Source organism: Streptomyces sp. NPDC017943 (assembly GCF_044328425.1).
In the GTDB taxonomy this organism is placed as follows: domain Bacteria; phylum Actinomycetota; class Actinomycetes; order Streptomycetales; family Streptomycetaceae; genus Streptomyces; species Streptomyces djakartensis_A.
Window position 1 is genome coordinate 937,248 of record NZ_JBIRHH010000001.1, and the last position, 20,071, is coordinate 957,318.

Consider the following 20,071-nt stretch of genomic DNA (forward strand, 5'->3'; position numbering starts at 1 on the left):
ACACCTTTGGGGGTGAAGGCCGTTGAACGGCGACGGCGATGCCCGGGACCCTCCGCAACAGTGGACCGGGTATCGCCGGCGTCCGGGGACTGCGCTCAGGGGGTACGGGCGGCCTGCACGGGCTCGGCGGTGCCGGCGACCGGCTCGGTCTCGGCGGGGTCGACGTGGTCGCCGCCCGCCGGCTTCTTGAAGTTCAGCACCACCAGGAACGTCAGCGCGATGCCGACGGCGATCGCCCAGGTGGCGGTGGTGACGCCGTCCATCAGCTGCCCGGTGTCCTTGGCGTCGCCGCCGGCGGCGTCGGCGATGGCGATCAGCACCGCCAGACCGACGGCACCACCGATCTGCTGACCCGTCGTCGCGATGCCGGAGCCGATGCCCTGGTCCGCTGCCTGCACACCGGTGGTGGCCGCGGCGAACATGGTGGTGAAGACGATGCCCTGGCCGAGCGAGAGCACGAACAGCGACGGGGCGATCAGCCCGTACGAGGCGTCCTGGCCGAGCGTCAGCGCGAGCACGACGGTGCCCACGAGTCCCATGGTCAGACCGATGAACAGCGTGTTGCGGACACCGAACTTGGTGGCCCACTTGCCGCCCACGATCGTGCCGATCAGGACGCTGCCGGACGGCAGGACGAAGGCGAAGCCGGTGGTCCAGGCGCTGTAGCCCTGCACGACCTGCCAGTACTGCGTGAGGAAGTACGCCAGCGCACCGAACGTGGCCATGAACAGGAAGGTGATGCCGGCGCCGGTGGACAGGTTCCGGTTGCCGAACAGCCGCAGCGGCACCATGGGGGCCGCGCTCCGGCTCTCGATGACCAGGAAGAGCACGAAGGTCACGACGGCCACGGCGAGCGCCGCCAGGACCTGACGGGAGCCCCAGCCCGCCTCCGGGCCCTGGACCAGGGCGAAGACGAACAGGGTGGAGGCGACGGTGCCGGTGAGGGCGCCCGGCAGGTCGAAGCCGCCGCCTGCCTGCGGCTTGTCGTCGGGCAGCAGCCACATGGCGACGAACATCGCGGCGCCCGCCAGCAGGACGTTGACGTAGAACACCGAGGGCCAGCCGAAGGCGTCGGTCAGCAGGCCGCCGAGGATGGAACCGAGCACCATGCCCGAGCCACCGGCGCCGCCCCACACGGACAGGGCACGGTTGCGCTCGGCGCCCTCCGCGAAGAGCGTGGTGACCAGGGAGAGGGTCGCCGGCGCGAGGAAGGCCCCGCCCAGACCCTGCACGGCCCGGGCCGCGATGAGCAGCCAGGGCTCCTGCGCGAGACCGCCCGCGAGGGAGGACGCCGCGTAGAGGAAGAGGCCGAGGACGAACATCCGCTTGCGGCCGAAGAGGTCGGTGGCCCGGCCGCCCAGCAGCAGGAACCCGCCGAAGGCGACGGCGTAGGCGGACACCACCCACTGGAGGTCCTGGGTGCCGAAGCCGAGGTTCTCGCCGATCTCCGGCAGGGAGACGAAGACGATGTTGTAGTCGATCGCAATGATCATCTGGGCGAAGGCGAGCAGTGCGAGCACCGCTCCCAGATGACGCGGCCGTGTCGAATTGATGCCGGACACGCCGACTTCCTTTCGTGGTTGACGTCAGGGGACGAGGAGAGGGAGGGAAGGGAGAGGGGAAGGGAGAGGAGCGGGAGGGGTCGGGGAGGTGACGCGGCGCGGGTCAGTAGCGCATGGCGTACGCGATGCGGCGCCCCAGCGACTTCTCGCGCTGGGCCTCGTGGAACCGGGCGTCGGCCTTGAGGTCCTCGATGTCCGCCTTGACGCGGCGCTGCGCCTCTTCGATGGCCTCCTCGATCGGGACCACCACCGGCAGGTCGAAGATCTTGACGATCTTCTCGATCCGGTCCGGGATCGGACCGCCGACGACCCGGTAGGGGATGTCCATCCGCTCCAGCGCCTCCACGAGCAGGTCGTCGGAGAGCCGGCGGAACTTCTCGGAGACCGGCCGGTGTCCGTCGGGCTCCATGTCGAACTCCACCGGCAGGTGGACGTAGGCGTCGTAGATGCGCTTGGCACGGGCGCGGGTGATGTCGCCGAGGGTGTCGGTGTAGCGCTGGTAGAAGTGCTTCACCGGCAGGCCCATGACCTTCTTGATGCCCTTGAACCACCAGTCCGCGCCGGGGTTGATGCCGACGCGCATACGCGCCTCGAAGTAGACCCACTCGTGGAACACGCCGCCGTCCGAGATGAACGCGTCCCCGCTCGACTCGTTGTGCACGCGCTCCTCGAAGCGGCGCAGTCCGAGTTTCACGAGTTCCATGGCATTGAGTTCCATGACGGTCTTGCCGGGGACGAGGTCCACGAGCAGCTCTCGGGACGTCTTGGCGTGGGTACGCGGAATTCCGGTGGCTATGGAAAGGGCCTCGGTCGTCGTCGATTTACCGGTGGAATACGTACCGGAAATGGCGAGCTTGAGCTTCGGATTGTCCTTGAAACTGGGTACTTCGAGCGCGGACACAGTGGGTCACCTTCGCGGAAGAGAGCCGGAGGGCTCGATGGGTGGGTCAGCGGGCGGACGCGGCGAGCCCGACGGCCTCCTCGACCGTCATGACCGTCGCGTCCTCGAGCCCCAGGTGCTTCACGGTCTGGGTGAGGCGCTCGGCCACGTCGCCGTGGACGGTGTGCACGGGCAGGCCCGTGGCTTCGAGGGCCGGCAGCAGCAGTTCCTCGGACAGGTGCCGGAAGTTCTCGTTGATCGGGCGGTTGTCCGGATCCAGTTCGAACTCCACCGGCACGTGCACGAACGCCTGGTAGGCCGTGCGGGCGTGGTGCTTCATCAGCAGGCCGATGTCGTCCACGGCGGCTTCCAGTGCGGCCACCGTGGCGCTGCGGTGCCGGTCGGCCGGCGGGGTGCGCGTGCCCGGGTACGAACCGGCCACCAGGCGGAGCTTGGCGTACACCCACTCGTGCACCACGGAACCGTCGGACACGAACCCCTCGGGGTGTGCGGCCTCGCCGAGCAGGCGTTCCGCGTAACGGTTCACGGTGAGCTGGATGAGCTGGCCGTCCGTCCAGTTGTGGACGCTGCGGCCCTCGCCTCCGATCGGCTCCCGCATGGGCGAACCGTGGGTGCGGGGCAGGCCGGTCAGATGCGAGAGCGCCGTGGAAAGCGTGGTCTTTCCCGATCCGTAGGCGCCTACGACGGCGATTCGTTTCGTCACGGATCCAGCATCACAGTCGAGTTCGACTCGAACCAGTGGCCATCAACGCTATTGCCACGAACAACAGGATGCCCGGGGAATGCGGAACGGAGAATCCGGATACACGTTACGGCATCGAACGCGAACGTGGTCATGGAATTCACAATTCCGCAAAACAGGCGCGCGCCCGGCCCACAGGTGGACCGGGCGCGACAAGGGGGAAGGGGGGATCAGGAGGCGGTCGCGCCGAGACGGGCGCGCAGCGGTTCGGTGTGCGGGAACAGGGCCCGGTTCTCGGTGCTCCACCGCACCGACTCCAGCCCGCGGTCGGCGGTGCCGGTGAACCGCGGGGCCACCTCGGTCGCCAGCAGCTCGAAGCTGCGCTTCACCTTCTCGAAGGAGGCCCAGTTGACGACGTAGGTGAGGAACGTGCCGAACCCGCCGGTCGTCTCCTGCAACTGCCGGATGGCCTCCACCGCGTCCTCGACCGATCCGACGACGGCCCGTCCCTGCTCGACGGTCGCCTCCAGGTGCTGGGACTCCGGTACGCCCTCCAGACCGCTCAGGACGTCCGCGCCGACCGCCTCGCCCCAGTAGCCGTGCAGCCACTTGCCGAAGCCCTCCCGGGCGTCGTCGAAGGCCTGCCGGCGGGTCTCGGCGATGTGCAGCGGCACGGCGATGCGCCAGTTGCGGCGGTCCACCTGCCGGCCGTGCTCCTCCGCCGACTCCTCCGCGTACTGCCACTGCCGGGCCAGGTCCACGGCCGGCCAGCCGGGCGGCGGCGCGCCGAACGACAACAGGCCGAGGCCGTACTTGCCGGCGAGCTGCGGGCTGTTGGGGGTGCCCACGCTGGAGACGGCGATCTCGATGCCGGGCTTGCTGTAGCGCGGCAGCTGCATCTTGGCGTCCTGCAGCGTGTACCAGTCCGTCTTCTCGGAGATCCGCTCCTCGCCGTTGACCAGTTCGACGACGGTCGGGACGGCTTCGCGTGCCATGCGCTTGAGCTCGCCCAGGTCGAGCCCGAGCATGTGGGCGTCGTTCGGGGTGGCGCCGGGGCCGACGCCCAGGATGTAGCGGCCGCGCGTCAGGTGGTCGAGCATGATCGCCCGGGTGGCGACGTGGAAGGGGTGGTGGAAGGGCAGCGTCACCACGCCGTTGGCGAGCTTGATCTGCCTGGTCCGGTCGGCCAGGGCCGCGATCATCGTCTCCGGGGCGCCGACCGTCGGCCAGGACAGTGAGTGGTGCTCCCCGAACCAGCACTCGTCGAAGTTGAGTTCGTCGAGGTGCTCCACCAGGCTCAGGTCGCGGCGGATGGTCAGGTGGGGGTCCTGTCCGGGGGCGTGCAGGGGGGAGAGGAAGGCTCCGAAGCCGGTGTGCATGGTTCTCCTGGGGTAGGGGGTGGCGGCGCGCGCGACCGCGTGCCCGTCGGGCACGGCGTGCGGCCTGCGCGCGGCGGGTCGGGGGGTTACTGCGGTTCGCCGCTCCGGGCCGCGTGGACGACGCGGTCCAGCAGCCGGTGGTGCGCGGCGGCGTGCGCGAAGTCCGGCACCACGGAGGTGCCGTCGCGCAGGTCCGTGCGCAGCTGGTGGTAGGCGTGGGCGACCACGTGGGCGGGGCCCTGGAGGGACGGCAGGCGGTCGATCCCGTCGGGCAGCAGATAGTCGTCGGGGACCGTCAGCGGGCGCAGCTCGCGCTGGTCGCCCCGGGCGCCGCGGAGCTCCACCTGGCCGAACTGGAGATGGCCGGAGTCCCCGGTCAGCACCAGATCGCCCTCCGTGCCGTTGATCTCCCAGAGCAGGTTGGTGCCGCGCGACGAGCCGCCCCGGTAGTGCAGGGAGGCGATCGCACCGCTCTCCAGCCGCCCGGTGACGGCGATCTGGTCCTCGGCGGTCATGGGGATCCGGGCGCCGGTCTCGGAGACCCGTACCCGGGGGCGTCGCGTCGCGGTGGTGGCGGTCAGGGTCGCGAATCCGGACAGCACCATGGTCAGGGCGTCCAGGGTGTGGCCGAACGGGACGGTCAGCAGGGTGGCGCCGTTGGCCCGGTCCGCGGTGTACGCGGTGCGCTCCGCCACCTCCGGTCCCCAGCCGCCGCCGGATCCCACGAGCGTGGTGGACAGCACGTCCCCGACGTATCCGTCCGCCACGAGGTCGCGCAGGTAGCGCACCACGGGAGCGGACCGCGCCTGCAGACCGACGGCGGTGCGCACACCCGTCGCGGCGGCGAACCCCGCCAGTTCCTCGGCCTCGGCCAGGCCGTTGCCCAGCGGCCACTCGCTGAGCACCGTCTTGCCCGCCCGCAGGGCCGGCAGGATCAGTTCCCGGTGGTGGGGCACACGGACGGTGACCACCACGAGGTCGACGTCGTCCCGGTCCGCGAGTGCGGCGGCATCCGTCCCGGCGGCCGATTCCGGCAGTTCGAAGGCCGCGGCGGCCTTGCGCGCCGAGTCGGGTGTGGAGGCCGTCAGCGCGCGGAGTTCGTACCCTCCGACGGCTCTGAGCGCCGGCAGGTGCCCGCGCGCCCCCCAGCCGCCGTCGGCGCTGAGTCCGACGATCCCCACTCCGATCGGGGCCGCTGTGTGCATCACGAATGCGTCGTCCTTTCCTTCGGTACGTGGCTGGACGCGGGTCACATCCGGGCGTAACGCCCGTACAGCCCGCGGAAGAACAGCAAGGGCTCGTCCTCGTGGTGCGTGTCCAGGTCGTGGACGCGCGCGAGCACCACGTCGTGGTCGCCGGCGGGTATCTCCTCCTCGACGGAGCACTCGATCCAGCCGATCGAGCCGTCGAGCACGGGAGCCCCGCCCGGCGACGGCGTCCAGGGGACGCCGTCGAACTTGCCGGCCCCGCTGGTGGCGAACCGGGTGCTGAGATCGCGCTGGCCCTCGCCGAGGATGTTCACGCAGAAGCGGTTCGCCGAACGGACGTCGGGCCAGCTGGTGCTGGTCCGCGCCACGCAGAACAGCACGAGCGGAGGGTCCAGGGACACCGAGGTGAACGAGTTGACGGCGAGCCCTGCCGGAGCACCGTCCGCGGCGCGCAGGGCCGTCACGGCCACCACTCCGGTGGTGAACCGCCCGGCGACGGAGCGCAGCCGCCGCGGCTCGACCGGTGTCGTGCAGGACATCGGGGTAACAACCGTTGAGGACATGCCTCAAGGCTCAGCCGGTGCCCGGGGACCTGCCAGTGCGCAGGCAACATATTGGTCGCGCCAACAGAAGGGAACAGCCACTTCTGCCGCGATCGGGAATAAGTCCCGGTCCGGACAACGCAGTTCGGCGGCTGCCGGAACACAGCAGCCGCCGAAGGGGGTGGGGCGAGAGGTCAGCCGAGGGGCTCCCAGCGCGGCCCGCCGCCGGAGTCCGCGAGCCGTCCGAACACCGCGCCGGAGAAGTGGCCGGCGAATCCGATGGCGCCGGGCCGGGAGAGGTGGGCGACGATCTTGCGGCGGCTGCGGACCGCTTCGGCGGGGTCGAGGTCCGAGGCCGCCCGCCAGGTGAGGTCGGCCAGTTGCAGGGCCGAGTGCAGCACGTCGCCCACGACCACGGCCGTGGGGCCGTCCGCCCCACCGCGGATCACGTAGGAGAGGTGTCCCGGAGTGTGACCGGGCGTGGCGACGGCCGTCACGCCGGGGAACACCTCCTGGCCGTCCCGCACGGCCACCGGCTGCCCGGCCGGCCGGCGGTGCGCCCCCCGCCACTCGGCCGCCGAGGCCAGGAACCGGGCGCCGCCAAGCCGCTCGTCGGAGGCCCAGCCGACGTGGTCGTCGTGGACGTGCGTGAACGCCACGGTGTCCACCGATTCCCACGTGCTCCCGACGGCGGCGAGGGCGTCCGGCAGCCCTCCGCCCTGGAGGCGTCCGAGGGGCGCGATCGTGTGCTCGGCGGGGACGCGGACCGGGCCGAAGCCGGTGTCGACGAGCATCGCCCGGTCCTCCCACTCGACGAGCAGCCCGCCGACCGACGCCCGCAGGAAGCCCTCCTCGTCGAGGTGGTGGGCGTGGTCCCGCCAGAACGCCTCGGGCGAGTCCGGGAACCACGTCCTCGGGTTCAGCTGCACGTAGCCGTCCGGCAGGTAGGTCAGGCGGTGGGTGCCGAGCGATACGGCGACCGGATGTGTCACATGGCTGTTCACGACGGTGGTCACCGGGCCTCCCGCACCAGGTCGCCGGAGCCCAGGCTGTTCATCTGCTGCCCCAGCGACACGTGCGACATCCTGCGCAGCGCGGCCTCCGTGCCGGTGCCCGGGGTGGGCAGGAACACCGTCATCCGCAGGGCGATGCGGCGGGTGAAGTCGAGTGTGGCTCGAGTGAAATGCAGGTCCCCGACGGCAGGGTGGGTGAGGAGTTCGGGACCGCAGGAGTCCTCCAGCACCTCGTGCCGGTCCCACAGCCGCGCGAACAGCGGGCTGGCCTCGCGCAGTTCCTCCACGAGCGCGGGGATCGCCGCGTCCTCGATGTGCAGCGCCGCCTGGCTGCGGAAGCGCGCCACGACGCCGGGCGCGATCTTCTCCCACAGCGGGTAGGCGGAGCGCACGTCCTCGTTGAGGAAGAACTCCCGCAGGACGTTGTAGGGCCGCTGCCGGCGCCCGTGACCGGTGGCCGCACCGCGGTCGACCGGCGCCTCGTCGGTGCGCCCTCCGCGGATGCCGAGGAGGGACTCCGCGGCGGCGTTGGCGACGACGACGTTCCACGCGTGGTCGGCGATGTAGGCCGGGTTGGGCCACCAGTTCTCGACGAACGGCCGCATGGCCTCCGCCTCCGGCGGGCTGGCCGGCAGCAGCGGCACGGCCTGTACGCCCGCGAGCTGGCGCAGGTACAGCCGCTGGTTCTCGCTCAGGCGCAGCACCCGGGCGATGGAGTCCAGCACCTCCCCCGAGACGTTCTCGGCGCGGCCCTGTTCGATCCACGTGTACCAGGAGACCCCGACCCCGGCGAGGAGGGCGACCTCCTCCCGGCGCAGCCCCGGCGTCCGGCGCTTGCCCGCGTCCGGGAGTCCGACCTGGTTCGGTGACACCTCGGCCCGCCGTGCCATCAGGAACCGGCCGAGTTCGAGGAGGTGCGGAGATGCCACGCGCCTGGCGGAAGCAGCGTTTCCCACGGTTACGGTTCCCCTTCTGTTTGTGGCAGAGCAGGGGGGAGGGTTGTCCAGCCTCCAGCAGCTCCCCCGTGCCGCCTGGCCTCATAACAAACATACATGCTTGTACGTTTCGGCGCTGTGACATATCCGCGTCAGCCACGCGCGGGGGCGTGACGCTCGCCACGCGCCCGGTTCAGCCGACGTCGTGCAGCACACGGCTGGCGTGGGCCGCGGACTGCTCCAGCTCCTCGGCCCGCTTCTCGTCGGCCCGCAGCCGCAGCAGCAGCCCCGGTGCGGCGATACCGGGCAGCATGGCCCGCCACAGCACGCAGATCCGGTGCAGCAGGTCCACCCGGCCGGTCGACAGCTGGGACAGCAGCTGGATGCCGGTGAACGCCCCGACGACCAGGATCGCGAGCTCCTCGGGGTCGGTGTGCGGCAGGAGTTCGCCCTGCCTGCTCGCCTGCTGCAGCAGAGCGCCCACGGTCTCCTGCGACCAGAGGTAGGGGCGGGTGCCGGGCTCGTAGGAGGTCTCCTCGGTCGCCAGCCGCACCGCGGCCTGGAGGATCACATCGGTCTGCAGCCGCCGCGCGTAGGACAGCGTCAGATCGATGGCCGCCTGCAGCGGGCAGTCCGCGGTCACCGGCTGCAGCAACGGGATCTGGTACTCGACGATGGCGTCGGCCAGCGCCTCCTTGGAGGCGAAGTGGAAGTAGAGGGCCCCCCGGGTCAGACCCGCCCGCCGGAGCACTTCGGTGGTGCTGGCACCGTCGTAGCCGTGCTCCTTGATGCATTCGGCGGCGGACCGGAGCAGCAGCGCCCGGGTCCGCAGGGCGCGTTCCTGTCGTGGCATGGGACGGATCTCCGAGCGTGCGAGGCGGGGACCGGAACGGAGCCCCTGAAACAGATCAGTCTGTATGTTACTCGGGGTCCGGCCCGCCGATAAGGGTCCGGGTGGCGCAGAAAAACGGGCGGCGCCGCGCGTTCCCGCGCAGCGCCGCCCTCGCTCCCGTGGGACCGCCCCGGTCTCAGTGGAAGAAGTGCCGCGTCCCCGTGAAGTACATCGTGACGCCCGCCTTCCGCGCGGCCTCGACGACCAGCTCGTCACGGACCGAGCCACCGGGCTGCACCACGGCCTTCACGCCCGCCTCGGTGAGGATCTCCAGCCCGTCCGGGAAGGGGAAGAACGCGTCGGAGGCGGCGTACGCACCCGCCGCGCGCTCGGCGCCCGCCCGCTCGACGGCCAGCTTCGCGGAGTCGACGCGGTTGACCTGACCCATGCCGACGCCCACCGAGGCGCCGTCCCGGGCGAGCAGGATGGCGTTGGACTTCACCGCACGGCAGGCCTTCCAGGCGAAGGCCAGCTCGGCCAGCTCGGCCTCGCCCAGCGCCTCGCCGGTCGCCAGCGTCCAGTTGGCCGGGTCGTCGCCGTCGGCCTGGAGTCGGTCGGTGACCTGCAGCAGCGCGCCGCCGTCGATCGGCTTGACCTCGACCGGGGCGGCCGGGCCCTCGGGGCAGCGCAGCACCCGGATGTTCTTCTTCTTGGTGAGGGCCTCCAGCGCGCCGTCCTCGTAGTCCGGCGCGACGATGACCTCGGTGAAGATCTCCGCGACCTGCTCGGCCATCTCCTTGCTGACCGGGCGGTTGACGGCGATCACACCGCCGAACGCCGACAGCGGGTCGCAGGCGTGGGCCTTGCGGTGCGCCTCGGCGACGTCCGCGCCGATCGCGATGCCGCAGGGGTTGGCGTGCTTGATGATCGCGACGCAGGGCTCGGCGTGGTCGTACGCGGCACGGCGGGCGGCGTCCGTGTCCGTGTAGTTGTTGTACGACATCTCCTTGCCGTGCAGCTGCTCGGCCTGGGCGAGGCCGCCCGTGCCGGAGACGTACAGCGCGGCCGGCTGGTGCGGGTTCTCGCCGTAGCGCAGGGTGTGCTCGCGCTCCCAGGTGGCGCCGAGGAAGTCGGGGAACTGCGACTCGTCGACCGGCGCGTAGGACGAGGCGAACCAGGAGGCCACGGCCACGTCGTAGGCGGCGGTGTGCTGGAAGGCCTCGGCGGCGAGCCGCTTGCGCGTGGCGAGGTCGAAGCCGCCGCTCTGCACGGCGGACAGGACGTCGGCGTAGCGGGCGGGGCTGGTCACGACCGCGACCGAGGGGTGGTTCTTGGCGGCGGCGCGGACCATCGAGGGGCCGCCGATGTCGATCTGCTCGACGCACTCGTCGGGGGAGGCGCCGGAGGCGACGGTCTCGCGGAACGGGTAGAGGTTGACCACGACGAGGTCGAACGGCTCCACCCCCAGCTCGGCGAGCTGCTCGCGGTGGCTGTCCAGGCGCAGGTCGGCGAGGATGCCGGCGTGCACGCGCGGGTGCAGCGTCTTCACCCGGCCGTCCAGGCACTCGGGGAAGCCGGTCAGCTCCTCGACCTTGGTGACGGGGACGCCGGCAGCGGCGATCTTCGCGGCCGTGGAGCCCGTGGAGACGAGCTCGACCCCGGCCTCGTGGAGCCCGCGCGCGAGGTCCTCGAGACCGGTCTTGTCGTAGACGCTGACGAGCGCCCGGCGAAGGGGCCGCTTGTTGCTCTCGGCGGTCACTGGATAACTACCTTTCGTCCCTCAATGCGATAGCCGTTGCGGGCGAGCCGCCCCACGACCTCGACGAGCAGCCTTCGCTCGACTTCCTTGATGCGCTCGTGCAGAGCGCCTTCGTCGTCCTCGTCCCGGATCTCCACCACGCCCTGCGCGATGATCGGCCCGGTGTCGACGCCGTCGTCGACGAAGTGGACGGTGCAGCCGGTGACCCTGGCGCCGTACGCGAGCGCGTCCCGTACGCCGTGGGCCCCCGGGAAACTGGGCAGCAGGGCCGGGTGGGTGTTGACGAACCGCCCGCCGAACCGGGCGAGGAACTCCTTGCCGACGATCTTCATGAACCCGGCGGAGACGACGAGGTCGGGTGCGAAGGCGGCGACGGCCTCGGCGAGCGCTGCGTCCCACTCCTCGCGGCTGCCGTGGTCCTTCACCCGGCACACGAAGGTCGGCAGGCCGGCGCGCTCGGCGCGGGCCAGGCCCTCGATGCCCGCGCGGTCGGCGCCGACGGCGACGATCTCGGCCCCGTACTCCTGCGCGCCGGTGGCGGCGATCTCGTCGAGCAGCGCCTGGAGGTTGGTGCCTGATCCGGAGACCAGCACGACGAGGCGCTTGGCGCGCGGGGCCACGGGCTTGGCGGCCACGGTGGTGGGCCTTTCTCGGGGGAGCGTCGGTCCGGGCGGCCGTTCCGGCGTCCGTGCGCCACGTTGGTGCGATCCTACGAATGCTGCGCCTCCCCGGATACGGGGAAGCCTACGAACCGGCCAGCCGTCAGCAACGATACCGGCACTCCGGACGGCCCCCACGGGACGGGGGCCCGGCCGGGAGGTAGCGTCTGGGCGGAGCCGGTCCGGGAACGCCTTCCGGACGCGGTGCGTTCAGGAGGTGACGGGCCGGGTTCCGTCACCACCCCCCAGTTCTGTCCACCGATGCCCCCTCACCAACGGGAAGACGCTCACCTTGATGCCGGACCGCAGCCTGCGACTCCCCACGTTCCCCCAGCTGTCAGCACAGGGAGGGGAGCGCGGCGCCGTGCTGCTGCGGGAGCGCCCCAGCTCACCGCCCGACGCCCCGTCCGGTGGCGAGGGCCCGGACGGCCGGGGCCGCGGCCGGGAAGAGGACAACCCCTTCGCCCCGCCGCCCGAGGGCACCCCGGACCGCCCCTGGCAGCCCCGGCGCCCGTCCGGTGACGGCTCCCGGGACGGCGAGGAGGGCAACCGTTCCCCGTGGGGCAGCCGGTGGAGCGACCGGCAGCCCGGCCGCTCCCCCGACGGCTTCGGCGAGCGCCCGCGCGGCCCCGAGGACAAGGGCGGCGGCCCCCAGGGCGGCGGGCCGGCCATGCGCTGGGACCCGACCGACCCCGCCCAGCGCCGGGCGCGCTACTCCCTGCTGTCGGGCATGTGGGCCTTCTTCTTCGCGCTGTTCGGCTGGCAGTACCTGGCCCTGCTGCTCGGCGCGCTCGCCCTGTACTGGGCCATCAGCGCGCTGCGCGCCAAGCCCCGCCCGGCCGAGCCGGACGCCCCGGTGGCCCCCGAGCAGCAGAGCCGTCCGCAGACGACGGCGGCGGTGAGCGGCCTGGTCACGGCGTCGCTGGCGATCGCTCTGGTCGCCGCGTCCTTCGCGGCCCAGCTCGTCTACCGCGACTACTACACGTGCACGAACGACGCTCTGACCAACGAGGCGAAGCAGTCGTGCTCCCGGCTTCTGCCCGAGGAGCTGCGGGGGCTGTTCGGCACGGACGGCTGACGCCCCGGCCGCCCCTTCGGCCCCGGCCGCCGCGTCAGCCCCGGCCGGGCCCAGCGAACCGGTCGGGCGGGGGCGGTGACCCGTCGGTGGTGTCGGTGTCGGTGTCGGTGTCGGCTTCGGTGCCCATGTCGGTGTCGGTGTGGTGTGCCGTGCGGCCGGCGGCCTTGTCGAAAGGCTGCGGTGTCCGGTCCGCCGGCAGGGGGTCGAAGCCGAAGGCCGGGTCCTGCGGCAGGAAGTCGTACGGCTCGTAGCCGGGGTCGTCGTCCTGGTCGCCCAGTCCGTACAGGGCGTCGTGCCCGAGGGAGGACCGGAACGCGTCGGCTGCGGTGTCCGGGGGCGCCGACGCCGACGCCGACGGCCCCGCCTTCGCCGGGTCGGCACTCCCGGTGACCCCGGCCGGCCCCGCGACGCCGGTGCGCGGGAAGCGGCGGCCGAGCAGCGGACCCTTCTCCGGGCGCCCCGGCCCGGCCTCCTCCCGCTGCCTGCCGATGCCCGGCTGCTCCGCCGAGGGCGTCCGGCTCCGGCTCCGCCAGGAGCGCACCACCAGTGCCGTGAGCACGGCCGGCAGCACCAGCCACGCCAGGGCCGCGGCGCCCACCTGCCACCAGACCGGCCCGAACTCCGCCAGGACGTCCACGCCGAGCGGTCCGCCCGCCGGCCCGGCGAGCCCGGTCAGCAGGGCCGCGCAGAGCAGCGCCCCGAGAGCTGCGGCCCGGGCCGTGCGTCCGGCGGGCCAGACGGCGGGCGCGCCCTCGCCGCCCGGTCCCGTGCCGTCCTGCTGCGGGACGGACCCGGCCGCCGTGCCCTTCGGTGGCGGGGCAGTGCCGGGCTGGGGCCGGGCCGAGGGGGTGGCGGCCTTGGCGGCCGTCCAGCCGACCACCACACCGGCGACGGCCGGCACCAGCCCCGCCAGCCAGTGCACGAGCGTCCCCGGCCCCGCCTCCGGCACCGCCGCCAGCAGAGGGAAGGGAGGCAGGAGCGGAGCCGGCGCGGAGGCGAGAGGGCTGACGGCGTGACCGGCGCCGAGCGCGAAACCGGGGCCCAGCGCGTAGGCCGCACCCCACACCGCCGCGTTGGGCAGCAGAGCCACGCACAGCAGCAGCACCGCGCACCGCCCCGACCAGCCCTCGGTCAGCCGCAGCAACGCCCCCTGCGCGCTCGCCCCGTGCCAGACCAGCGACACCGCGAGCAGCAGGGCACCGCCGCCGAGCAGCGCCGCCAGTCCGGCGCCCGCGGCCCGGGTGGCGGCGCCCGGGCGCCCGTCCGGGCCGAGCAGCAGCGGCCGCAGGGACCTCGGCAGCACGCGCAGCAGCCGCCGCAGCGGCCCGCCGGGACGGCCGTACGCCGACCAGACGCCCGCTCCGGACGCGAGGACGGCGATCAGCGGAACGCACGCCCCGGCCCCCGTCCAGGACGGACGCAGGGGGCCGCCGGCGGCGTAGAGGGCGGCGGGCGCGGCGACGGCGAGGTAGCCGAGGACGGCACCGGTCCACGCCGTGCGGGCGGGCACCAGCGGGGGCCCTTCGTCCTCGTCGGCGTAGCGGGCGTAGGCCGTGTGGCCGGCGCCGCCGTCGTGCCCGTCGCCCGCTCCGCCGAACGCCGCGTCCCGCCCCGCGCGGTGCAGCAGCCACACCGGCAGCACGAGCAGCAGCAGCGGGGTGACGCCCAGGGGGGCCGCGACACCGGAGAGCGTGTCGGTGCGCACCAGCTCGGCACCGTGGGCCAGCAGCCACAGGGCCGCCGCCACGTGCAGCGCCCCACCCGGCCCGCTGTCGGGGTAGGGCGAGGTGATCCACAGCAGCATCACCAGGACGGCGAACGACGCGAGGCCCAGCCCGGCCGCGACGGCGCCGTCCACGAGACCGCCGCCCAGTCCGGGTGAGCGGTCGCGCATCCGGGTGAGCAGGGGCGGCGAGGGACGTCGGCGGGCGGTCATCTCCATCACGACGGCCATGCTCCCAACGACACGCGCTTTCCCGTCGTAACAGGCGAACCACCGCTGTGTCGCTCAATATACGTTTATGTACTTTTTCGGCCGGAGGAGCGTGCTGTGAGCCGGCGCCCCGACATCCCGCTTCCACCGCCCAAGGAGCGCCGACGCCTGCGGGAGAGCGCCTCGCTGACGCGCGCTCAGCTGGCCTCACAGGTGGGTGTCACCAGCGACACGGTGCGCGGATGGGAGACCGGCCGCTCCACGCCGCGCGGCCGCAAGGCGGAGACGTACGCGAGGCTGCTGAACTCCCTGGACGTCGAACCGGTGGTGGAACCGGTGGGGCCGGTGGTGGAACCAGGGGTGACGTCCTCTCAGGCCGAGCAGGACGTGCAGGACATGCAGGACGTGCAGGACGAGCAGGACGCGGCCGGTGCGCGGGAGGGCGAGACGGCCGACACGGCGTCAGGCACGGCGGGCGGCGAGGCGGAGGCGTCGCGCACCGACGAGACGGCCGATACGAGTTCGGCCGCGGACACGGAGCCGGCCGCCCAGCCCGGTGGGAGCGCGGTCACGGCTTCGGCCGCGTCCGAGGGGTCCCGTACGGCCACCGTGGAGCGGAAGCGGGCCGGGGGCGGCCGGGGCCGGTTCCCCTTCACCCGGCGGCGCCGGGGCCCGGCGGCCCCCGACCGGTCCCGCGGCCCGGTTCCCGAACGCCCGCACGCCCCCCTGCACGACCGGACACACCCCTCCGGCCACCCGCCCGGCGCGGACCACGCTCCCGCACCCGTACCCGCCCGGGACCGTGACCGCGAGCGTCATGCGGGGCCGGACCGGAAGCACCCCGTCGGCCGCGGCCGCGGGCACGGGCACGGGCCCGGACAGCACCGGTCCCCGGCCTCCGTGGCCGTCCGGGACCGGCCGCCCCTTCTCGAACGGGGGCCCGCCCACACCGGCAGCGCCGGACCCCGCCGGCCGGACGGCGCGGCCGACGCGCTGACCCCGGCCGAGTCCTTCGACGCGCTGTACGCCTTCTGCGCACCCGCACTGGTCCGGCAGACCTACCTGCTGACCGGCCGCCGCGACCTCGCCCGGGAGTCGGTCGAGCGGGCGTTCCAGAACGCCTGGCAGCGCTGGCCCGAGGTGGCCCGGGACCCCGACCCGGCGGGCTGGGTGCGCGCGGCGGCGTACGAGTGGGCCCTCTCCCCCTGGCACCGGCTGCGGCCCCGCCACCGCCATCCCGAGCCGCCGCCCTCCGACGCCCTCGACCGGGCGCTGATGAGCACCCTGCTGGAGCTGCCGCCGCCCTACCGCCGCGCCCTGGTGCTGTACGACGGGGTCGGGCTGGAGCTGCCCGAGACGGCGGCGGAGACGGAGGCGAGCACCCGCGCGACGGTGAACCGCCTGGCGCACGCACGCGAGGCGGTCGCGGAACGGCTGCCGGACCTGGCGGACCCGGAGGTGCTGCACTGGCGGCTGGTGGAACTGGCCTCCGCCGAACGGCTGCGTGCGGCCAAACCGCCCGTCGTGCGCCGCGGCGGGGAACGCCGGGCCCGATTCTGGACCCGGGCCGCCATCGCCTTCACGGTCGCCCTCATCGGCACCACGGCCCTCACGCTCCACACCGCCCCGACGCGTTACGAGCCGCCCGTGCCGCCCGGGGAGACGGTCCAGGGCGTGCCGCCCCCGGTGGCGCCCGGTCCGCTGTCGGAGTCGGAGCGGAAGCTGCGCTCGAAGCTGCGCGAGCAGCAGCAGAGGGGGCCGGAACGGCTGCTGCCGCAACCACGGTGACGCGTCCGCGGCGTCCGCGCCGCCTTCCCCGGGGGGCCTTCCGCAGACGACGGTGGGCCCGCCCCCGGTGAAGGGGCGGGCCCACCGTCGTGCGTGCGTCCGCGCTGACGCGGACGCCGTGCGCTCGGCTCAGCCGGCGAGGATCTCGCGCGCGAGCTTGGCGGTCTCGGTCGGCGTCTTGCCGACCTTGACGCCGGCGGCCTCGAGGGCCTCCTTCTTCGCGGCGGCCGTGCCGGAGGAACCGGAGACGATGGCGCCGGCGTGGCCCATGGTCTTGCCCTCGGGCGCGGTGAAGCCCGCGACGTAGCCGACGACCGGCTTCTTCACGTTCTCCTTGATGTACGCCGCGGCCCGCTCCTCGGCGTCGCCGCCGATCTCGCCGATCATGACGATCAGGTCGGTGTCGGGGTCGGCCTCGAACGCGGCGAGCGCGTCGATGTGCGTGGTGCCGATGACCGGGTCGCCACCGATGCCGACGGCGGAGGAGAAGCCGATGTCACGCAGCTCGTACATCATCTGGTACGTCAGCGTGCCGGACTTCGAGACCAGGCCGATGCGGCCCGGCTTGGTGATGTCGCCCGGGATGATGCCGGCGTTGGACTGACCCGGGGTGATGAGACCGGGGCAGTTCGGGCCGATGATCCGGGTCTTGTTGCCCTTGGACACGGCGTAGGCGTAGAACGCGGCCGAGTCGTGGACGGCGATGCCCTCGGTGATGACGACCGCGAGCGGGATCTCGGCGTCGATGGCCTCGACGACGGCGGCCTTGGCGAAGGCCGGCGGGACGAAGAGCACGGACACGTTCGCGCCCGTCTTCTCGATCGCCTCGGCGACCGTGCCGAAGACCGGGATCTCCGTGCCGTCGACGTCGACGGTCGTGCCCGCCTTGCGCGGGTTCACGCCACCGACGATGTTCGTGCCGTCGGCCAGCATGAGCTTGGTGTGCTTCATGCCCGTGGCACCGGTCATGCCCTGGACGATGACCTTGCTGTCCTTGTTGAGGAAGATAGCCATGGCTGTGTAGTCCCTCGTCCCTTACTTCGCAGCAGCCGCGAGCTCGGCGGCCTTGTCGGCCGCGCCGTCCATGGTGTCCACGCGCTGGACCAGCGGGTGGTTGGCGTCGGAGAGGATCTTGCGACCCAGCTCGGCGTTGTTGCCGTCCAGGCGGACGACGAGGGGCTTGGTGACGTCCTCGCCCTTGTCCTTGAGCAGCTGCAGCGCCTGGACGATGCCGTTGGCGACCTCGTCGCAGGCGGTGATGCCACCGAAGACGTTGACGAACACGGACTTGACGTCCGGGTCGCCGAGGATGATCTCCAGGCCGTTCGCCATGACGGCGGCGGAGGCGCCACCACCGATGTCGAGGAAGTTGGCGGGCTTGACGCCGCCGTGCTGCTCACCGGCGTAGGCGACGACGTCCAGGGTGCTCATGACGAGACCCGCGCCGTTGCCGATGATGCCGACCTCGCCGTCGAGCTTGACGTAGTTGAGGTTCTTCTCCTTGGCGGCGGCCTCGAGCGGGTTGGCCGCGTCCTTGTCCTGGAGGGCCTCGTGCTCCGGCTGGCGGAACTCGGCGTTCTCGTCCAGGGAGACCTTGCCGTCCAGGGCGATGACCTCACCGGAGGCGACCTTGGCCAGCGGGTTGACCTCGACCAGGAGGGCGTCCTCCTTGATGAAGGTGTCCCACAGCTTGACCAGGACGTTCACGACCTTGTCGGCGACCTCGGCCGGGAACTTGGCGGCCGCGACGATCTCGCGGGCCTTGGCCTCGGTGACACCCTCGTTGGCGTCGATCGGCGTCTTGGCGACGGCCTCGGGGCGGGTGGCCGCCACCTCCTCGATCTCCATGCCGCCCTCGACGGACGCGATGGAGAGGAAGGTGCGGTTGGCACGGTCCAGGAGGAAGGAGACGTAGTACTCCTCCACGATCTCCGGGGCCGTCTCGGCGATCATCACCTTGTGGACCGTGTGGCCCTTGATGTCCATGCCGAGGATGTTGGTCGCGTGCTCGACCGCCTCGTCGGGGGTGCCGGCGAGCTTCACGCCACCGGCCTTGCCGCGGCCGCCGACCTTCACCTGGGCCTTGACGACGGACTTGCCACCGAGGCGCTCGGTGGCTGCGCGGGCCGCCTCAGGCGTGTCGATGACTTCACCGGCCAGCACCGGTACATCGTGCTTGGCGAAGAGGTCCCTCGCCTGGTACTCGAACAGGTCCACGCGCTTCCGTCCCTATCAGTGATCTCGCGGTTCGTTGTCTGCGTGGGCGTGCCGCGAGGGCAACGTGACGTCCGCTGTCTGTCACAAGGGAGGCGCACACGGTGTCCGAGCGCGCGGCATGTCCGTCTCGCAGGTTATCGCTGCTTCCGGGGGGCCTCTAAATCGAGGGTCACACCTGAGCGGTGATACCTGTCACATGATGCCGCGCTGCCTGGCACGGCGTGCCGGAGGCGGGTGCCGGGCGCGTGCCGGGGTGCGCGCCGGAGTGAGGCGCCTCACCGGACGGGGGCCGGCCCGGTGAGGCCCGCGGGGCGCCCCGACCCGACCCCCGGGGGCCCGGCCCCCGGCCCCACCTCACGCCGCGTCCGGTATCGGCAGCGGCCGCTTCTCGATCGCCGCCGCCATCACCTCCGGGAACAGGTCGGGCGTACAGGCGAACGCCGGCGCCCCGAGGGCCGCCAGGGCCGCCGCGTGCTCACGGTCGTAGGCCGGGGCCCCCTCGTCCGAGAGCGCCAGCAGTGTCACGAACTGCACTCCCGACGCCTTCATCGCCGCGACCCGCTTGAGCATCTCGTTGCGGATACCGCCCTCGTAGAGGTCGCTGATCAGCACGACCACGGTCTCCGCGGGCCGGGTGATCTGCGACTGGCAGTAGGCGAGCGCCCGGTTGATGTCCGTGCCGCCGCCCAGTTGCGTGCCGAACAGGACGTCCACCGGGTCGTCGAGCTGATCGGTCAGGTCGGCCACCGCCGTGTCGAAGACGACGAGTCGCGTGGAGATCGTCCGCATCGAGGCGAGCACCGCCCCGAACACCGATGCGTACACGACCGATGCCGCCATGGATCCCGACTGGTCGATACAGAGGATGACCTCCTTCTTCGTGGACCGGGTCGCCCGCCCGTAGCCGATGAGCCGCTCCGGCACGATCGTCCGGTGCTCGGGCAGGTAGTGCTTGAGGTTGGCCGCGATGGTGCGGTTCCAGTCGATGTCGTGATGACGGGGCCGGCTGACGCGGGCGCTGCGGTCGAGCGCGCCGGTGAGGGTGGCCCGGGTGCGGCCGGCCAGGCGCTTCTCCAGGTCCTCGACGACCTTGCGCACCACGGCCCGCGCCGTCTCCTTCGTCGTCTCGGGCATGGCCTTGTTGAGCGACAGCAGCGTGCCGACCAGGTGCACGTCGGCCTCGACCGCCTCCAGCATCTCCGGCTCCAGCAGCAGCGTGGCGAGGCCGAGCCGGTCGATGGCGTCGCGCTGCATGACCTGCACGACGGAGGACGGGAAGTAGGTGCGGATGTCGCCGAGCCAGCGGGCCACCGAGGGGGCCGACGCGCCGAGGCCCGCGGAACGGTCCCGGCCGGCCTGCTTCCCGCCGTCCTTCCTGCCGTAGAGCGCGGTGAGCGCTCCGTCCATCGCCGCGTCCTGCCCGGACAGCACGCATCCCGTGCCGTCGGCGGCCTCGCCCCCGAGCACCAGCCGCCACCGCCGCAGCCTCTCCCGCGCGGCGTCCGTCGCCTCGGCCGTCACCGTTGCCCTCCCGCTCGCGGTCGTTCCCACAGCGGCATCACCGGCACGGTCGTCCCCGGCCG

The 20,071-nt window shown here is 72.6% G+C and carries 17 protein-coding genes; 2 read left to right on the forward strand and 15 right to left on the reverse strand.

Going from position 1 to position 20,071, the window contains the following annotated elements:
* Positions 1-95: 95 nt before the first annotated feature.
* The 11 genes from ACH4C6_RS04155 to purN all read right to left on the reverse strand — a co-directional run bounded on the left by ACH4C6_RS04155 (position 96) and on the right by purN (position 11,448).
* Positions 96-1,562 (reverse strand): MFS transporter, encoded by a 1,467-nt coding sequence (locus tag ACH4C6_RS04155; RefSeq protein ID WP_398106956.1) that lies wholly within the window; start codon positions 1,560-1,562, stop codon positions 96-98.
* Positions 1,563-1,665: 103 nt separating this feature from the next.
* Positions 1,666-2,463: an ATP-binding protein gene (locus ACH4C6_RS04160; RefSeq protein WP_398106957.1), complete on the reverse strand. Its 798-nt coding sequence runs from the start codon at positions 2,461-2,463 to the stop codon at positions 1,666-1,668.
* Positions 2,464-2,509: 46 nt separating this feature from the next.
* Positions 2,510-3,166, reverse strand: coding sequence for an AAA family ATPase (locus tag ACH4C6_RS04165; RefSeq protein ID WP_398106958.1), 657 nt, complete (start codon positions 3,164-3,166; stop codon positions 2,510-2,512).
* A 209-nt stretch (positions 3,167-3,375) separates the two neighbouring features.
* Complete coding sequence (locus ACH4C6_RS04170; protein WP_398106959.1) at positions 3,376-4,524, reverse strand: LLM class flavin-dependent oxidoreductase; 1,149 nt, start codon at positions 4,522-4,524, stop codon at positions 3,376-3,378.
* Between the two features lie 86 nt (positions 4,525-4,610).
* Positions 4,611-5,729, reverse strand: a complete 1,119-nt coding sequence (locus ACH4C6_RS04175) for a Gfo/Idh/MocA family protein (protein ID WP_398107129.1) — start codon at positions 5,727-5,729, stop codon at positions 4,611-4,613.
* 44 nt (positions 5,730-5,773) lie between these two features.
* Positions 5,774-6,295: a flavin reductase family protein gene (locus tag ACH4C6_RS04180; protein ID WP_398106960.1), complete on the reverse strand. Its 522-nt coding sequence runs from the start codon at positions 6,293-6,295 to the stop codon at positions 5,774-5,776.
* 173 nt (positions 6,296-6,468) lie between these two features.
* Positions 6,469-7,290 carry an MBL fold metallo-hydrolase gene (locus tag ACH4C6_RS04185; RefSeq protein ID WP_398106961.1) on the reverse strand — a complete coding sequence of 274 codons (822 nt, stop codon included), beginning with the start codon at positions 7,288-7,290 and terminating at the stop codon, positions 6,469-6,471.
* Positions 7,287-8,216 (reverse strand): helix-turn-helix transcriptional regulator, encoded by a 930-nt coding sequence (locus tag ACH4C6_RS04190; RefSeq protein WP_398106962.1) that lies wholly within the window; start codon positions 8,214-8,216, stop codon positions 7,287-7,289. Before ACH4C6_RS04190 ends, ACH4C6_RS04185 begins: the two co-directional genes overlap by 4 nt.
* Positions 8,217-8,415: 199 nt before the next feature.
* The gene (locus ACH4C6_RS04195) at positions 8,416-9,075 is read right to left on the reverse strand and encodes a ScbR family autoregulator-binding transcription factor (protein ID WP_398106963.1); all 660 of its coding nucleotides are present in this window, start codon (positions 9,073-9,075) and stop codon (positions 8,416-8,418) included.
* A 175-nt stretch (positions 9,076-9,250) separates the two neighbouring features.
* Complete coding sequence (gene purH / locus ACH4C6_RS04200) at positions 9,251-10,813, reverse strand: bifunctional phosphoribosylaminoimidazolecarboxamide formyltransferase/IMP cyclohydrolase (RefSeq protein WP_398106964.1); 1,563 nt, start codon at positions 10,811-10,813, stop codon at positions 9,251-9,253.
* Positions 10,810-11,448 carry a phosphoribosylglycinamide formyltransferase gene (gene purN / locus ACH4C6_RS04205; protein ID WP_398106965.1) on the reverse strand — a complete coding sequence of 213 codons (639 nt, stop codon included), beginning with the start codon at positions 11,446-11,448 and terminating at the stop codon, positions 10,810-10,812. The genes purH and purN overlap by 4 nt, the downstream gene beginning before the upstream one ends.
* Positions 11,449-11,767: 319 nt before the next feature.
* On the opposite strand from purN, the gene ACH4C6_RS04210 reads away from it, so the two are divergent.
* Positions 11,768-12,550: a hypothetical protein gene (locus tag ACH4C6_RS04210; protein WP_398106966.1), complete on the forward strand. Its 783-nt coding sequence runs from the start codon at positions 11,768-11,770 to the stop codon at positions 12,548-12,550.
* Between the two features lie 34 nt (positions 12,551-12,584).
* Here ACH4C6_RS04210 and ACH4C6_RS04215 read toward each other — a convergent pair whose 3' ends face one another.
* A complete protein-coding gene (locus tag ACH4C6_RS04215) occupies positions 12,585-14,504 on the reverse strand; it encodes a DUF6350 family protein (RefSeq protein WP_398106967.1) in 1,920 nt (639 codons plus the stop codon).
* Between the two features lie 96 nt (positions 14,505-14,600).
* Between ACH4C6_RS04215 and ACH4C6_RS04220 the strand changes: the two genes are divergently transcribed.
* Positions 14,601-16,271 carry a helix-turn-helix domain-containing protein gene (locus ACH4C6_RS04220; protein ID WP_398106968.1) on the forward strand — a complete coding sequence of 557 codons (1,671 nt, stop codon included), beginning with the start codon at positions 14,601-14,603 and terminating at the stop codon, positions 16,269-16,271.
* Between the two features lie 129 nt (positions 16,272-16,400).
* Here ACH4C6_RS04220 and sucD read toward each other — a convergent pair whose 3' ends face one another.
* From sucD to ACH4C6_RS04235, 3 genes are all read right to left on the reverse strand, one after another.
* On the reverse strand, positions 16,401-17,285 hold the full coding sequence (gene sucD / locus ACH4C6_RS04225) for a succinate--CoA ligase subunit alpha (RefSeq protein WP_398106969.1): 885 nt from the start codon (positions 17,283-17,285) through the stop codon (positions 16,401-16,403).
* Between the two features lie 21 nt (positions 17,286-17,306).
* Positions 17,307-18,488 carry an ADP-forming succinate--CoA ligase subunit beta gene (gene sucC, locus ACH4C6_RS04230; RefSeq protein ID WP_398106970.1) on the reverse strand — a complete coding sequence of 394 codons (1,182 nt, stop codon included), beginning with the start codon at positions 18,486-18,488 and terminating at the stop codon, positions 17,307-17,309.
* A gap of 354 nt (positions 18,489-18,842) precedes the next feature.
* Positions 18,843-20,009 (reverse strand): VWA domain-containing protein, encoded by a 1,167-nt coding sequence (locus ACH4C6_RS04235; protein ID WP_398106971.1) that lies wholly within the window; start codon positions 20,007-20,009, stop codon positions 18,843-18,845.
* Positions 20,010-20,071 lie beyond the last annotated feature (62 nt).